This is a genomic window from Paenibacillus sp. AR247 (genome assembly GCF_002968895.1).
GTDB lineage: Bacteria > Bacillota > Bacilli > Paenibacillales > Paenibacillaceae > Paenibacillus_AQ > Paenibacillus_AQ favisporus.
In genome coordinates this window covers 157,564-173,092 of record NZ_PCZT01000018.1, presented here as the reverse complement: position 1 = coordinate 173,092, position 15,529 = coordinate 157,564, and the positions used below count along the sequence as shown (strand labels likewise).

The 15,529-nt window shown below is 56.0% G+C and carries 9 protein-coding genes and 5 pseudogenes; 5 read left to right on the top strand and 9 right to left on the bottom strand.

Features of this window, described 5'->3' with window-relative positions:
- Both CPT76_RS26550 and CPT76_RS26545 read right to left on the bottom strand, forming a co-directional pair.
- A partial coding sequence (locus CPT76_RS26550) for a CdaR family protein (protein ID WP_483870077.1) occupies window positions 1-808 on the bottom strand: 808 nt, incomplete at its 3' end.
- Between the two features lie 46 nt (window positions 809-854).
- Entirely contained in the window at window positions 855-1,502 is a 648-nt protein-coding gene (locus CPT76_RS26545; protein ID WP_076173642.1) for a GntR family transcriptional regulator, read from the bottom strand.
- A 710-nt stretch (window positions 1,503-2,212) separates the two neighbouring features.
- On the opposite strand from CPT76_RS26545, the gene CPT76_RS26540 reads away from it, so the two are divergent.
- On the top strand, window positions 2,213-4,216 hold the full coding sequence (locus tag CPT76_RS26540; RefSeq protein WP_308737668.1) for a methyl-accepting chemotaxis protein: 2,004 nt from the start codon (window positions 2,213-2,215) through the stop codon (window positions 4,214-4,216).
- 224 nt (window positions 4,217-4,440) lie between these two features.
- Here CPT76_RS26540 and CPT76_RS26535 read toward each other — a convergent pair.
- From CPT76_RS26535 to CPT76_RS26520, 4 genes and pseudogenes are all read right to left on the bottom strand, one after another.
- Window positions 4,441-5,545 (bottom strand): annotated as a pseudogene (locus tag CPT76_RS26535) (Leu/Phe/Val dehydrogenase).
- A gap of 198 nt (window positions 5,546-5,743) precedes the next feature.
- Window positions 5,744-7,486: a beta-N-acetylhexosaminidase gene (gene nagZ / locus CPT76_RS26530; protein WP_105445037.1), complete on the bottom strand. Its 1,743-nt coding sequence runs from the start codon at window positions 7,484-7,486 to the stop codon at window positions 5,744-5,746.
- 199 nt (window positions 7,487-7,685) lie between these two features.
- Window positions 7,686-9,040: pseudogene (locus tag CPT76_RS26525) on the bottom strand ((Fe-S)-binding protein).
- Between the two features lie 4 nt (window positions 9,041-9,044).
- Window positions 9,045-10,460, bottom strand: coding sequence for an FAD-binding oxidoreductase (locus tag CPT76_RS26520; protein WP_105445036.1), 1,416 nt, complete (start codon window positions 10,458-10,460; stop codon window positions 9,045-9,047).
- 299 nt (window positions 10,461-10,759) lie between these two features.
- Between CPT76_RS26520 and CPT76_RS26515 the strand changes: the two genes are divergently transcribed.
- Window positions 10,760-11,275, top strand: a complete 516-nt coding sequence (locus tag CPT76_RS26515; RefSeq protein WP_258168821.1) for a FadR/GntR family transcriptional regulator — start codon at window positions 10,760-10,762, stop codon at window positions 11,273-11,275.
- Between the two features lie 134 nt (window positions 11,276-11,409).
- Here the strand turns inward: CPT76_RS26515 and CPT76_RS26510 are convergent, their stop codons facing one another.
- On the bottom strand, window positions 11,410-12,027 hold the full coding sequence (locus CPT76_RS26510; protein WP_308737667.1) for a glycerol-3-phosphate acyltransferase: 618 nt from the start codon (window positions 12,025-12,027) through the stop codon (window positions 11,410-11,412).
- On the bottom strand, window positions 12,024-13,133 hold the full coding sequence (locus tag CPT76_RS26505) for a glycosyltransferase family 2 protein (protein ID WP_105445035.1): 1,110 nt from the start codon (window positions 13,131-13,133) through the stop codon (window positions 12,024-12,026). Before CPT76_RS26505 ends, CPT76_RS26510 begins: the two co-directional genes overlap by 4 nt.
- A gap of 295 nt (window positions 13,134-13,428) precedes the next feature.
- Between CPT76_RS26505 and CPT76_RS40565 the strand changes: the two are divergent.
- Window positions 13,429-13,597, top strand: a pseudogene (locus tag CPT76_RS40565) (Rrf2 family transcriptional regulator); the annotation flags it as partial.
- Window positions 13,598-13,604: 7 nt separating this feature from the next.
- Window positions 13,605-13,952, top strand: a pseudogene (locus tag CPT76_RS26495) (NAD(P)-dependent oxidoreductase); the annotation flags it as partial.
- A 77-nt stretch (window positions 13,953-14,029) separates the two neighbouring features.
- On the opposite strand, the gene CPT76_RS26490 reads toward CPT76_RS26495, so the two are convergent.
- Window positions 14,030-14,494, bottom strand: coding sequence for a hypothetical protein (locus tag CPT76_RS26490; protein WP_146116434.1), 465 nt, complete (start codon window positions 14,492-14,494; stop codon window positions 14,030-14,032).
- A 438-nt stretch (window positions 14,495-14,932) separates the two neighbouring features.
- On the opposite strand from CPT76_RS26490, the pseudogene CPT76_RS26485 reads away from it, so the two are divergent.
- Window positions 14,933-15,529 (top strand): annotated as a pseudogene (locus CPT76_RS26485) (AEC family transporter); the annotation flags it as partial.

Genomic DNA, 15,529 nt, shown 5'->3' with positions numbered 1-15,529 from the left:
TCAGAAACCGGGTGACGTAGCGCTTCAGTTCATCCAGCGTGCCGATCTTCACCAGCGACGTCGCTTCAAACGGCTTGTAAGCGCCTCCATTCCCTTCGTCGGCAATCACCCTTTTTTCGATACCGACCAGCATCCGGATCGTCAGCTCATACATGCTCGTCACGTCGATCGGGCCCTTCTCCAGCAGCGCGGCATAAAACTGGTCCACCGCTTCTGCGATCTCCGCCTCCGTAGCGGCCGAGCGGAAGCTGGCGTACAGCTTTCTCTCCTTCTCGGCCGGGTAGCGCCCGACCGGCTCCATCCGGCGGATTTCGCTGTAATGGATGATCTGTCCCGTCCCGCGGTAAAACTTGTTATTCAGTGCAGCCGAAGCCTGCCGGTAAGAGAGATGGATGTCGCTCAAGTGGCTGCATGGCTTGCCTACTCCAATGTTCACCGGATGGGGGAACCGCTGTTGAAGCATCGCTTGCACCCGGATCAACACCTCTTTGGAAACCCAGGAGAACAGCAGTCCGATCCTCCCTTCCTCATCCAGAAAGACGACGCTCCCTTCCGGCACACGCTCCTGAAGATCGGCGCGCATGTTCTCAAGATATGCCAAGCGGTCATGCTCATGGTCATAAGGAGCGGTCGGCTCCAATAACGCAATGGCGGGAAACGTATAGTACGGGTTCAGGCGAAGCCGGGACAGGCTTTCCTTCAGTTCCCCCTTCATATTCGCTTTGCCGGAAATGAGGTGCCTTAGCAGGCGGTCCCTCATCCAAGTCATAACATCCTGGTCATCGAACAAGAAACGTTCATTTAACATGCTTCATTTCCCCTTTATGAAAGGATAACGAACGAGAGGCATGGTTCTAGTCCATATGGATAAATTTATAGGCATGCATATGCTCGATAAAAGCCTCCTCAACCGCGTCCCCGTCCCCTGTCTGGAGGACGGTGATCAGCCGCCGGTGCCACTCGGCCAGCAAATCCGTCGTGTGATGACGATTGGAGATGGCCATAAAGCGCATCACCTTCGTCCTCATTTGGTTCCAGAGCTCCAGAATAGCCTGATTGTCGCAGCGCTTGTAGAAAAATCCGTGAAAATCCATATCCAGCTCGAGGATGCCCAGCGTGTCATCGCGCTCGACGGCTTCCTCCATCGACCGGATAATCATTTCCAATTGCTCGTAATCATCCTCCGATAAAGTTGGCATAGACGTTCGCACGGCGTAACCCTCAATAATTTCGCGGAGCACGAAAATATCTCTGATCTCCTTCGACGTAATATTGGAAACGACCGACCCTTTATTCGGAATGCCGTTGATTAATCCTTCCTGCTTCATCCTCTCCAACGCTTCGCGCACAGGCGCCTGACTGACCTGAAATTTACCCGCGATGTCCAGCACGATGAGCCGCGTTCCCGGCTGCAGCTCGCCTGCGATAATTTCCCGCTTAAGCGTCAAATAAATCTGTTCACTGATGGAATTCCCCAAAGGGATGTAACTGCTGTTTGACATGACTCTCAGTCTCCATTCGCCGATCATCCATGACCGCAGATTTGACCAACACATACGCAACGGCAGTCAAGTAACCGTTTTCAAAACGGTCGGTCGATAGTTTCGCTGACTTATGTTCCATCATCCCTCCCGCTATTATCGATTATCGATAATTTGTTTCCATCATTATATGGGGGCCAGATGCCTTCTGACAACGGAGAATTTTGACGAAAAGGGTTTGATTTTTTATGATCTTTCCGCGTAAATCGACAAGCCGTTTCCGTGGGGCTTCCATCCCTGCCCCTTCCTGCCGCAAGCCCTATCCGCCATCGGACAATCGAATGTTATCCAATAAAAGCCAATCCCATGCATCCTATTTTCGGTATAACCCGCATAGTTCGTCCTACCTATCTAGGAAAAAAACAGGAAATGAATGGTTCTTCCTTTCATTTTTTCAGAAAAAAATGCAGGTTTATGAAATAAAGATATGAAAATATCGGGGGTACTTGTCGAAATATAGAATAGGAACTAAAACCGGTCGGGATCCTTTCCGCTCAGGCATGCCGTCCGCCGAAACGGATGAATCCATTCAAATATATTACATACCTATTGACGGATTCTCACGGATCGGCAAAGACGGCCCGCCCCGAGCTGCTCTTTTAAGCGCTGCGCCTGTTCATACAGGTGCTGCCGGAACTTTAGACCTATATCGACTGCAGGGGGAATCTCGTTTGAACAAGCTACTCAAGCAAATATCCGGGCTTTTCAACATTAAAAAGCTCAGAAGCAGACTGATGCTCTTCATCTGTCTCATGCTCATTATCCCGACCGTTGTGCTTGCCGTCTTCGCCGTGAACAGCGCCAAAGCACAGCTTCAGGACAAAATGGAGGACACCACGAAATCAAGCGTCATGCTGCTCGACAAACTGATCAACACGATGGTCGAAATGCAGCTGTCCAACGTGAAGCAGCTCAGCAATCAGATTACGTATGCCGACATCGAAAACCACTCGGTGGAGACCCGAATCCTGATTGACGATTTTAAAGCGCAGCATCCGGAAATCGAGATCGTCTCGATCGGCACGGAAAACGGGTCCTGGATGAAATCTCCTGACCCCGGCCAGCAGCAGTTCGATCCCCGGACCCGCAACTGGTACAAGCTGGCCATGAACAACAAGGGGCAGGCCGTTGTCGACGATCCGGCGATTTCGGCCACGACGAAAAACTATGCGGTCGCCATTTCCAAAACGCTACCCGACGGCAAAGGGGTTATCAACATAAGCCTGAGCATCGGGAACATCAACAACATCGTGAAGCAGGTTCACCTTGGCAACGAGGGCTACATCTACTTAGTGGACCGCAACGGCCTCTTGATGTCGCACCCGACCGAGAAGGTGGGTTCCAAGTTTGTCGGCGACCAGCTCAAAACGATGCAGGGTAAAAATGAAGGGTTGCTCGACTACACCAACCCGCTCAATGGCGTTGGCCAGCGCGGCTATTTCGTGACCAACGAGCTGACCGGCTTCAAAATCGTCGGCATCCTTCCGGAGAGTGAATATACAAAGGCGACGACGCCGATCTTCTGGACATCGGCCATCGTTCTTGTGATCGCCGTTATTGCCGCGCTGATCGTGATGTTCTTCATCATCCGCAGCATGACGCGTCCGATCGAGCAGCTGAACCGTTCGGCGAAGCGCGTAAGCGAAGGGTATCTGAACGACCGCGTCGTGACGAAGCGGCGAGACGAAATCGGAGACCTGGCGCATAACTACAACGCCATGGTCGACTCGCTGCGCCGGATGGTACTGGACATGTCGGAAACCTCCAGCCAGCTGGCGGCCTCGAGCGAAGAGCTGACCGCCAGTACGGAGCAGAATGCGCAGAGCGTCGAATTCGTCTCCAATCTGATGACGGATTCAGCCCAAGAGGCCAACAACCAGGCCATCGCCGCGCAGGAAAGCGCGCGTACGATGGAGGAAATGGCCAGTGGTATCCAGCGTATTGCCGAATCGGCCAGCACCATCGTCGATTCGTCGAGCCGTACGGAAGAAGACGTGCACGCCGGCAGCCGGAAGGTTCAGCTGGTCAGCACGCAAATGGACACGATCAAGAAGTCCACGCACGAGTCTGCTGCGCTGATCGAGAAGCTGAACGACCACAGCGCAAGCATCGCCGCGATGAGCACGGCGATCTCCGAAGTGGCTAAGCAGACCAACCTGCTCTCCCTGAACGCCGCGATCGAAGCGGCGCGGGCCGGCGAGCATGGACGCGGCTTCGCCGTCGTCGCCGAGGAAGTCCGCAAACTGGCGGATCAGTCGAACCTCACAGCGGAGGAAATCCAGCACACGATCCAGGAGATGACGATGCTGATCACTGACGCGTATAACGTGATGCGTCATAAAGTGCAGTCCGATGTGGATCAGGGGATGGAAGTTACGGCAGAGGCGCTCGAAGCTTTTGCCAATATCGAAAAATCCGCCAAGCAGATTACCGACCAGATCCAGGACATTTCCGCCGTCACCGAGCAGATGTCCGCGAGCAGCGAAGAAGTGTCCGCCTCCGTGCAGGAAGTGGCCAGCATTTCGCGCAACACGGTCGCGTCGTTCGAGCGCGTGAGCGCCGCGAACCAGGAGCAGCTGGCATCCATGGAAGAAATCTCATCTTCGGCGAACAGCCTGTCGAAGATGGCGGTGGACATGCAGGAGAAAATCGACCGCTTCAAGCTGGAGGGCTGATTGGGGCGGGCAGCAGCCCCGCTTGATTTCCCGGCCCCCGGGGTTTAAGAAATGTTAAAAAGCGTAACGTACGGTTTAAGTCCGTGCGGTACGCTTTTTGGTGTTTATTACGGGTGTGTCCCCGTCGGTATGCCTTTTAGTGCTTGCAGGTTGATGTGTTTCCCCACTAACCTGAGCGGTTCCCTGGAGCGATTCCCTGCTTAGTTTCCAGCGGGCCCTCTCGCTTAACGCCCAAAACGTCGGCTCAGCACATGATGCGGATTTTGCAGGAACGGGCTACGCGTATTTTTAAGCGTTTCGATGCGCTCGATCGCAAGCCGGTCCGCGGCGGCATACGTCGGGATCCCCGCTTCCCGGGAGATGTCGAAGATGCGGGAGATGCTGCTATAAATCCCGCTGATTTGCTTCCAGGCGCGGTCCTTGTTATAGCCGTTCAGCTCGTCGGCAATATTGATGACGCCGCCGGCGTTAATGACGTAATCCGGCGCGTAGACGATGCCCAGCTCGTGAATCAGGTCTCCGTGCCGGGCTTCCTTCAGCTGGTTGTTGGCCGAGCCGGCAATAACCTTTGCCTTCAGCTTCGGAATACTCTCATCATTGATGATGGCGCCCAGCGCACATGGGGAGAAAATATCGCAATCAACGCCGATAATATCCCCCGGCGCCACCGCAGTGGCGTTATACTTCTCCACCGCGCGGCTGACCGCCTCCTCGTTGATATCCGTCACGATCAGCCGGGCGCCCTCCTGATGCAAATACTCGCACAGGTGGAACGCCACGCTGCCGACGCCCTGCACCGCAATCGTCCGGCCTTCCAGCGAATCGGAACCGAAGGCTTCTTTAGCGGCGGCCTTCATACCTTGATATACGCCGTAGGCCGTCGCCGGCGACGGATTGCCGGACGAGCCGTAGGTCGGGGAGATCCCGGTCACAAAATCCGTCTCCTGATGAATGATATCCATGTCGGCCACCGTTGTGCCGACATCCTCTGCCGTAATATAGCGGCCGTTCAATCCTTGTATGTATCTTCCGAAAGCCCGGAACATCGCTTCGTTCTTGTCCTTTTTCGGATCGCCGATGATGACGGTCTTGCCTCCGCCCAGGTTCAGTCCTGAAATGGCGTTCTTATAAGTCATACCCCTTAGCCAGGCGCAATGCGTCTTCGATTGCGGCTTCCTCGGAAGCGTAAGTCCACATCCGGGTCCCGCCCAGTGCCGGCCCGAGCGTCGTATCGTGGATCGCAATGATCGCTTTGAGTCCGGACGACTTGTCCTGACAAAAAAGCAGCTGCTCATAATCGTACTGTTCCATTGCGCTAAACAGTTCCATATCGGTGTTCCCTCCATTGTGATTCATGCCTCATGCTACTTACGCTTATAAGCGTAACAGGATCATTATAGTAATGATTTGACTTGAAAGTAAAGTTTTCACCCGTGTTATCCGACTTTTCCGGGCTATACCCGACTAGGCGTGCATGAACACAAAAAAAGACGGCTGACGCCGTCTTAAAATGCTTTGTCCCTGTTTTCACGCTTCCGTCTGCAATCCCCAACCGGCGGGGTACGATGCGCCGAGCGATACCGGCAGACGCCCTTTGAAAGGGATAGCACCGGCGATCGCCTTGGCGGTGCTCACAAGCGCCAGCGGACGGCTCTCGTAGGCCGCAACCAGTGCAGACGCTTCCGGAAAACACATCAGGTCGTACGGATTGCGAAGCGCGGCCACCACGACCGGTTTGCCAAGCGCGAGCAAATCCTGGACCAGCTTGATCTGCGCCGGGTCAAACTGCGCATTGTACGTGCCCACGACGATCTGCCGCACCTCCCCGCCTTCGGCTTCCTCCATAAGGCGGCCCGCCTGCTCCGCCACTTCGGCCAGCGGCACCTGACGGTCGCTCACGTCGATCCCCTGTGCGGCCAGGGCGCTGCCCAGGCTTTCCGTCCTCGCGATCGTTTCGTCGGCGATCGTCAGCGCGGCAGCCGCGACAGAGATGACCAGCGTGTGCTGCCGTTCCAGCGGCAGGATGCCATCCCTTGCTTGCACCAGCGTAATGCTTGCCTCGCTGATCCGGCGGGCCAGATCCATGTGGGCTTCGCTCCCGGGGAGTTTGTCCCGCAGTCCGGGCGCTGCCTGTATGCCATTCTGGGCCAGCTCGTCCTGCAGCCCATGCGAGTCTTCGACAACCTGCCCGTCTAGCTCCAGCCGCAGCGTCCCCAGCTCCGCCGGGCTGCCGAGCAGTCCGCGCTTCGCCTTCAGCGCAAGCAGCCTCCGCACGGAGGCGTCGATCCGGCTCTCCGCGATCCGGCCGGAGCGGACCGCCTGCACCAGTGCCTCCATCGCCTCCACCTGCAGCTGCGGGGTCTGGCTGATCAGGACGGTGTCCGCTCCCGCTTCGACCGCCATCACCGCAGCCTTGACGGTGCCGTAATGCTCGGCGATCGCTTTCATTTCCATGCAGTCGGTCATGACCACACCATCGTAGCCGAGCTCCTCGCGCAGCAGGCCGGTCAGCACGGCATGCGACAGCGTTACCGGCAGCTTGGACGGCTCTAGCGCCGGAAAATAAATATGCGCCGACATGACCGCGTCGATGCCTTCGGCGAACGCCTTTCTGAACGGAACGAGCTCCACCTCATCCATCCGCTCCCGGTCGTGTGTAATCGTCGGCAGGTCCAGATGGGAGTCCACGGCGGTATCCCCGTGCCCCGGAAAATGCTTCGCCGTGGCCGCGACGCCCGCGTCCTGCAGGCCGCGGAAAGCAAGCGTCCCGTACTCCGCTACCGCTTCCGGGGACTCCCCGTAGGAACGGACGCCGATGACCGGATTCAGCGGATTGTTGTTCACATCGAGCACCGGCGCAAAGTTCAGGTTGATGCCGAGGGAACGCAGTTCCTCCCCGCTGACGCGCGCGGACTCGTACACCCAGTCCGCCGAGCCTGCGGCGGACAGAGCCATATTTCCCGGCATCAGAGCGACGCCTTCCGTGATCCGGGCGACCATGCCGCCTTCCTGATCAATGGAAATCCACAACGGCAGCGTCCCCGACGCCGCGGCCGCCTGCTGCAGATCCCGGCTCAGTCTGCCCACCTGCTCCGTCGTCTTCACGTTGCGGGCGAAATAAATGACGCCGCCGATCTGATACGTGCGGATGAACTGCCGCAGCTCCTCGCTGATTTCCGTCCCCCAAAAGCCGCAAACGAACATCTGCCCGATTTTTTGCCGCAGGCTCATGCTCTTGATCAGCTGATCGATCTTCCGTTCCTGATTCATCGTGATATCCCCCTAGCCCATATGCTGTATCAATTGCGCTGCTGATTCCGATTTGATTGCGAAATATCATCGTCGCTCTCAAATCCATTGCAGCATGATTTAAAATATCGATTCTGATATGATTCGAATCTTCAATGATCCATTTCTCTGATTTCAATTCCGATATACCGGACCCGGTTCCCCTTGCGATTTCTTCTGCCTATTCCGTCCGCTCCTGCAGCCGCTCATGCAGAAAATCGACGATATGGACAGCCTTCATGCTGCCGCTGAGGCCTTCCTTCTCAATGCCGTGCTTCATCTGGAGCAGGCAGCCGGGATTGCTGGTCAGCAGATACTGGGCATGCGTCGCTTCCACATGCTCCATCTTGTGATCCAGAATGCTGCCGGCCATTTCCGGCTGCGTCACGTTGTAGATGCCGGCTGAGCCGCAGCAGCGATCGGCGTTTTTCATTTCGATAAACTCGGCGCCCTCCACTTGGCGCATTAAAACGCGGGGGCGTCCGCCGATTTCATCACGTTGCGCAGATGGCAGGAATCCTGATAGGTGATTCTCACCTTCGGGTCCCCTTCTGGAGCAGGTCCTGCCGAAGGAACGCCGAAGTTTAAGCTTCGGCCCGCACGGACAAGCAGCTCGCTGACGTCGACGACACGCCCGGCGAACCAGGCTGCATCCTCCCGCCACTGCGGATCTTCATGCAGCAGATGGTCGTATTCGGTCAGGATCGCCCCACAGCCGCCCGCATTGGAGACGATATAGTCCACATTCGCCTCCTTGAAGGCGCGGATGTTGCCGCGGGCGAGCTCCCGCGCTCCTTCCGCCTCGCCGCTGTGCGCATGCAGGGCGCCGCAGCAGTTCTGTGCCGCCGGAATCACTACATCGAAGCCGGCTGCGGTAAGCAGATCCACGGTATGAATATTCGTGTCCGTGAACAGCACATCCATAATGCAGCCTCGGAAGAGCGCTGCAGTTGCGATTTTCTCGCCTTTTGCCGGATGATACGCGCCGATCTTCTCCAGCACGCCCTTGCCCGAAGCTTCGGGCAAAATTTTCTCCATATCGCTGATATGCTTCGGAAACAGCTTCATGATGCCGGCGGAACGCGCTACCTTCCGCAGCCCCGACTTCTGGTACAGCTCGAGGCCTCGGCCCACGAGCTTCATCCGCTTCTGATGCGGAAAAACCGTTTTGAACGCCGCATGACGGGCAGCCTTCACCAGCGGTTTATGCTGCTTGTGATCCTCGATCGCGTCCCTTGCCTGTTCAATAAGCTGCCCGTATTTGACGCCCGCCGGACAGGCCGGCTCGCAGGCGCGGCAGCCGAGGCAGTGGTTCATCTGCTCCTCGAACGCCCCATCCGGCTCCATAATGCCGTCCGCGACGGCCTTCATCAGGGCAATCCGGCCTCGCGGCGACTCGGCCTCGATGCCTGTCTCGGCAAAGGTTGGACACGCCGGAAGGCAGAAGCCGCAGCGCATGCAGTTTGTCAGCTGGTCCTCATCGAGGCGCAGCCGGAGCGTCTCGGCGAGCGGATTCGCCCGCTCCTTCACGTTCACCGCGTTACCCACGATCGATCACCACCCGTTTTCTCGTTTCTTTTGCGAACATTTTCCCCGGATTCAGCAGGTTATGCGGATCAAAGGACTGCTTGATCGCCTTCATGACTTCCATCCCCGCTGCCCCGACTTTCCATTCGAGGAACGGCGATTTAACCAATCCGACCCCGTGCTCGCCGGTAATCGTTCCCCCGAGCCGGATCGCTGCTTCGAAGATTTCCTCGAACGCTTCGTCCACCCGGTGAATTTCCTCCTGATTGCGCGCATCGGTCGTTGCCGTCGGATGAAGGTTGCCGTCTCCCGCATGGCCGAAGGTGCAGATCTGGACGTCATATTTCTTCGCGATGCGGTTGATCTCAAGCACCATATCCGCAATCTTGGAACGCGGCACCGTCGCGTCCTCAAGAATCGTCGTCGGCTTCAGTCTTGCCAGCGCGGTAAACGCGCTGCGCCGGGCGGTCAGCAGCCTCTCGGCCTCCTCCGCGCTCGCCGCGATGCTCACCTGATCGGCTTGCTCGCTTCGGCAGATGTCCGTGATAAGCGCAATATCCCGCTCCACGGTTTCCATGTCGCCGTCCTGTTCGATCAGCAGGATCGCTTCCATGTCGAGCGGCAGCCCCAGCTTCGCATAATCGTCCACGACCCGGATCGTGGAGCGGTCGAGAATTTCCAGGGTAGCCGGAATGATCCGGTTCTCGATGATTTTGGATACCGTACGGGCCGCGCCGTACAAATCCTTGTACATCGCCAGCATCGTCTTCTTGTACTTCGGCGGCGGAATCAGCTTCAGCGTTGCCTCCGTGATGATGGCCAGCGTTCCCTCCGAACCGACCAGCAGCTTCGTCAGATCGTAACCGGCCACATCCTTCATCAGCTTGCCGCCGGTTCGAATGATGTCGCCGCTCGCCAGGACGGCCTCCAGCCCGATTACATAATCCTTGGTCGTTCCGTATTTCAGCCCGCGCAGGCCGCCCGAGCATTCGGCGATATTGCCGCCGAGGGTCGAGATCGACATGCTGCTCGGGTCCGGCGGGTAGAACAGGCCGAGCTCCTCCACGTGCGTAATGAACTGTTTCGTATTTAGCCCCGGCTGAACGATCGCCGTTAAATTTTCCATATCGATCTCGAGGATCCGGTTCATCCGGTGCATGACCATGACGACGCCGCCTTGAACGGGCACCGTGCCGCCGCACAGGTTCGTTCCCGAACCCCGGCCGACGACAGGGATTTTATGCCGGCTCAGCACCTTCATGACTTCGGAGACCTGGCTGGTATTTTCCGGGTATACGACCGCATCCGGCAGCGATTGCAGCATCGGCGTGCCGTCATACGAATGCGTGACCAGCGACTGGGGATCATCCTTTACATAAGAGCTGCCCAAAATGGCGACAAGCTCGCGTTTTACGTCTTCCTGCAGCAAGGAAAACACTCCTTTACATTCCATAATCGATATCAGTGCGAAGAAATTAGTCAGGTCATCTGATGACTTTTATTGTGATCAAGTATACACTAAAATAAATGAATCTATATAGATTGAATTCAAGAAAGTCACATTTTAGACACAATTATTCCCCTTAGATCAAGGAATGACTAGTAAAAACTTTAAACGGAGGGACGCTTGAACGATGAATCCGCAGCGGCCGTTGAAACAATATGAGTGGGTAATGAATGATTTGAAGCGGCAGATGGACGAGGGCTCGCTTCGGCGGAGGCACGTTTGTGCGTACACCTCCCGCCGATCCGCTGCCGGTACATCCCGGACAGCTCTACGCGGACCTGTGGGAGGGACGCGCGGCTTCGCTGCGCCATCTGCTCGAGGTCCGGCGCGTGCTGGAGACGGGCTGCGCCTCCGTTGCCGCATCGAACCGCAGTGAGGCGGATCTGGCGGCTTTTGAGGAAATACTGCGCGAAATGGAGAACGCGGCCGATGAGCAGATCAGCGAGCAGGCGGACGTAAAATTCCATCAGCAAATCGCCGCGGCCACGCATAATCCGCTGCTGCTGGATTTGATGGAATCGTTATCGAACAAGCTGCATGAAAACATGAAGGATATGCGCGCCTTGTGGTTCTATGCCGAGCGCTCCTCCGCCGAGCGGCTGCTGCAGGAGCATGCGTCCATCTACGAGGCGATCCGGACCCAGGATGCCAAGGAGGCCCTGGCCCGGATGGAGGCCCATATCACCAAAGTGGAGCAGGTGCTCAGTGAAAAAGGCGCGGGAGACCAGCCGCTTTGACCTCCAGGCTTAAGCCTGAGCCGCAGATGCGAAAGCTCGATGCCGCTGCCTAAGAGGCAAGCCCGCATTTAGCGTCCGCCCTTGCCTCCTGCCCACCCGCGTTTCAATTTACCCAGCATAGGCAGCGCGCAATGTTAATTTCCTCGCCGCCCGCTGTACCTTTTTAAAAATACTTCCAGCTTCCTTTTATTCGTATAGACGAGAATCAGCAGATTTACAAGCCATATGCACAAATATGGCCCCGGGAAGCCCCGGGCGATCAGATAGACGGAGACGAGCATGAAGCCGGCCACCACCTGGAAGCCGCTCGCTTCCGTGGATAAGGGCCGCCGGCTCATCAGCTTGGAGGCGATCAGCAGCAGCGCCAGAATGACGGCCAGCACCAGCGATACCTCAAACTGGGTCAAGGCGCTCCATACCCCGAAGGTGACGGCGATTGCCTTGCCTCCCTTGAATTTCAGAAACGGCGAGAAGGCATGCCCCGCAACCGGGGCCGCGGCGACAGCCACCATACCATACCCGTGCACAGTGCCGCTCCCAACGATCCATACCAGGGGCACATATCCCTTCAAAAAGTCCAGCGCTACCCCCGCCAGACCCAGCTTATACCCCGCAGCGCTCCAGAGGTTGAACGCACCCGGGTTCCCGTCTCCCACCGCCTTCAAATCCTTGTGCGCCGCCCGGCCCAGCCAATACGAGAACATCAGCGAGCCGCACAGAAATTCCACAGCCGTCAGCAGCAGAATCATCATGGTTCCCTATGACCCCCAACATCCACGGCCCTGTCCTTCCACATGACATGCCCCAGAAACATGACCTGATAAGCGGAATACAGCATCACCACCAGGAAAAAGATCGTGGATAAAATATGAAGAACAGGCATCACGAAGCCGAATTTGCCTACATTTTTGATCAGATAGCCGATGTGCGCCATATACAGCAAGTAGCCCGCGAGCAAGGGGATTCCCCATGGCGTGTTCCATAGAAAGAACGCTCCTGCGGAGCAGACCAATCCGATAAACCAGAGCGCAATCAGCACGATCGTCCATGGACTAAGCTTGGCCGTGCTCAGCACCGCCCCTTTGCCGAATCCCTGCAGCTCGCTCTTAATACCATGCGGGTACATGCGGAACGATACCATCCCCCGGCCGATAAAGTTCGTTACGTCGATTCCGGCTTCCATGTACTTGGCGCCCAGGTTTAAATCATCCAGTATTTCCGACCGGATGCTGCTGTGGCCGCCGACCTGCTCATAATCTTGCCTTGTTGTCAAAATGCAGGAGCCGTAAAGTCCTTTCCGGAGATTGCGGCGTTCAAAAGGGGAGGTAAACGCAAATACGCCCAAAATATTCGGAATGAGTGCAAGGCGTTCGTAAAATTTCTCGGTGTGGTGAAAGGGGACGACGGAAATGACGCCACCGGTACGGGAGCGAAGCTGCAGAAGCGAATCCAGCGCATGCGGTGACAAGCGGATGTCGGCATCCAGAAAAACGAACGTATCCCCGGAAGCATGAAGATAGCCGTTCCACACGGCCCATGTTTTTCCCGTCCATCCGGGAGGAAGCGGCGGATTCTGCACGATGGTCACCCCGAAGCCCGCGGCGACGTCCCGGGTCCGGTCCTGCGAGCCGTCGTCGACGACAATGATCTCATGGGGCTGCAAGCTTTGAGCCCGGAGCGATTCCAGGAGAAAGGCCAGATTCCTCTCCTCATTCCGCGCCGGAATGATCACGGAGAGCTTAGCCCCCACCTGCCGCCCTGCGCCATCGCTGCGAGGGACCCGATTTTTGCGGAACAAAACAATCCCGGAAAGGATGCCGATAACAAATAACAGGTAAAGAAACAGGTAAAGCCCCATAGCCAACAACCCCATCTCTCTAAAGTAGCTGGAACCTTGGAAGGTTAGAGCCTTTCGTGCGTCTGCCGGATCTGTCATGAAGCGTTATCATTGAATGATGCAACCATAGTGTAGCCGAGCATTCCTCCCTTTTCAATACATTATATTCCAGCCCCTTGGCCAAGGATTCGCGGATTGCGCCATCCCTTCTGAAAACTTTCTGACGCCTTCGGGCCATGCTGCGCAGCAGAACGCCTTTTATGATAAAATAATCTTATTACTCCCAGTACAGGGCGGCGGCAAGGAGGCATAATCCATGAATATCAGCAGCCGGTTTTCCGTGGCTATTCATATCCTTTCGATTCTGGAAATCAACAAGACGAGTACCAATACGTCTGATTTTTATAGCTTCAAGCGTCAACACGAACCCGGTCGTTATCCGGAGAATTACAGGCATGCTCAGCAAGGCGGATTGTCGACCCGGCTGATCGCGTGGGAGGCGCAGGCAGCCTGTTTGTCGACGAAGCACAGACCACCCGCGTCATGGATACGCCAGATTTTCCGAAGGAATACTTCGCTACGGCATCCAATCAGGGCAAAAACCTCGAGGATCTGCAGCAGTCCAGCGGGATTCAGTGGACCTTTATCAGTCCGTCGGCCTTTTTTGATCCCGAAGGGGCAAGAACCGGCTCCTACCAGGCCGGAAAGGACCAGCTTCTCGTCAACTCTGCCGGCAGCAGCTATATCAGCTACGCGGACTACGCCATTGCCGTCCTTGATGAAATCGAGCATCCGCAGCATCGGAACGAACGGTTCACCGTTGTGGGCGAAGCCAAATAAATAGATGTATTGACAAAAGAGACGATCCCCTTTCTTGGGACCGTCTCTTTTATTTACCGGAAAAGGCAGTTTCACGCTTATTTCGATTCCATCATCGAAGGAGCGGCCTTCCAGCTTATCTCCTCCAAAAGGGCGCGAACCCGTTCCAACATCATGTCCACATGCTCGGCATGCACATCTTTGAGGAGCGACATATTTTCCGGCTCGGCAATATAGCTGAGCGTGTTCAGGAACAGCTCCGTCTCCAAATCGATTAATGCGATTTCCCGCGCCCGGCCAATTAAATCCTCGTAGGGCATGCAATCCGGAGGGACATCGAGCCTAAGATGCAGAGCGATCTCCTTCAGCTTGGTTTTCGCCGCCATATGGGCGAGAATCAGTGCCGGCTGCAGCTGTCCCTCCTCTTTGAGCAGGATCGCCAGATTCATATGACTCCTGGATAATTCACTCCAAATTCGGGTCTTGGCGGACTGGAGGGAATCCCCATCCGTGTAAAGTTCCCTTTCTTTAACCAGGCTCGAGTTTGTCGTGTATGGACTCATTCCCAATCATACCTCCCTTGGAGCAGCACTTCTGCAGGAACTGAAGCCGGTATGGCTTGCCGGCGCGAAGTAAGGGGGTGCATACTCATCTTGAGTGTCGGCATATAAACTGCCGAAAGTGCTTGCCGCCTGCGGCTTCCTGTATCGGTTATCCAGGACGGGAACGTTCCCATCTTGACCGTTGCGGGCTTTAGGCTTGGTAACTCCTTGCATTCCTTGTTGTATATTTCGGTTTTTCTGCATCAAAATGAAGGGTTTTCCATATTAAAACGTTTTCTCCAACCATCTGTTTGTTTTTGGGATACGCCATGGCAAGGTGCGCCCCCCGCCCCTCGGTTCCTCCCTATTTTTTTCATCACGGCTCCAGGTACGGTGCTATAATGAAGAGGTTGGTTTCAAATACATCATGACAATGATCTCGAAAAAGGAAGCTGAGCTATGATTGGAGACATACTTCTGGAAGTGGTGCTGCCCGTCTTTGTGCTGATTGGAATCGGTTCATGGATGCAGCGCGTGTTCCGCCTGGATTTGTACACACTGGCCAAAATCAATTTTTACTGCATAACCCCTGCCGCCGTCTTTATGAGCATGTATCATTCGGATATGTCGGGCGAGCTGCTCAGGAATGTGACACTCTTTTACGCATTATATGTATTCATTCTATACGTGATAGGAACCGTGCTCGCCCGCCCGCTGAAATTCACCAAAAGCATGCGCGCAGCGTTCAACAACAGCATCATGCTGGACAACTCGGGCAACTACGGGATGCCGATCAATGCCCTGGTGTTCAAGGGGGACCCCCTCGCCAGCTCCATGCAGGCGCTGATCATGTCGCTGCAGAGCCTCCTGACGTTCACTTACGGAGTCATATCGATCCAGGGCGCCAAGCTGAAAGGCAATTACCGCAGCATGATTATCGGTTTTCTGAAAATGCCGGTCCCGTATGCGCTCGTGCTCGGAATCGTGCTGCATGCCGTGCATGCCCCGCTCGCCCCTGTTCGTATCGCAGCCGCTCACCTATCGCCCAGCAGTCGA

Bases quoted from the DNA above. Each gene is read 5' to 3' on its own strand.
- CPT76_RS26545 (WP_076173642.1), bottom strand. From the start codon at position 1,502: ATGTCAAACAGCAGTTACATCCCTTTGGGGAATTCCATCAGTGAACAG.
- nagZ (WP_105445037.1), bottom strand. From the start codon at position 7,486: ATGAATCAGGAACGGAAGATCGATCAGCTGATCAAGAGCATGAGCCTG.
- CPT76_RS26510 (WP_308737667.1), bottom strand. From the start codon at position 12,027: ATGATGATTCTGCTGCTGACGGCTGTGGAATTTCTGTGCGGCTCGCTG.
- CPT76_RS26505 (WP_105445035.1), bottom strand. From the start codon at position 13,133: ATGGGGCTTTACCTGTTTCTTTACCTGTTATTTGTTATCGGCATCCTT.
- CPT76_RS26490 (WP_146116434.1), bottom strand. From the start codon at position 14,494: ATGAGTCCATACACGACAAACTCGAGCCTGGTTAAAGAAAGGGAACTT.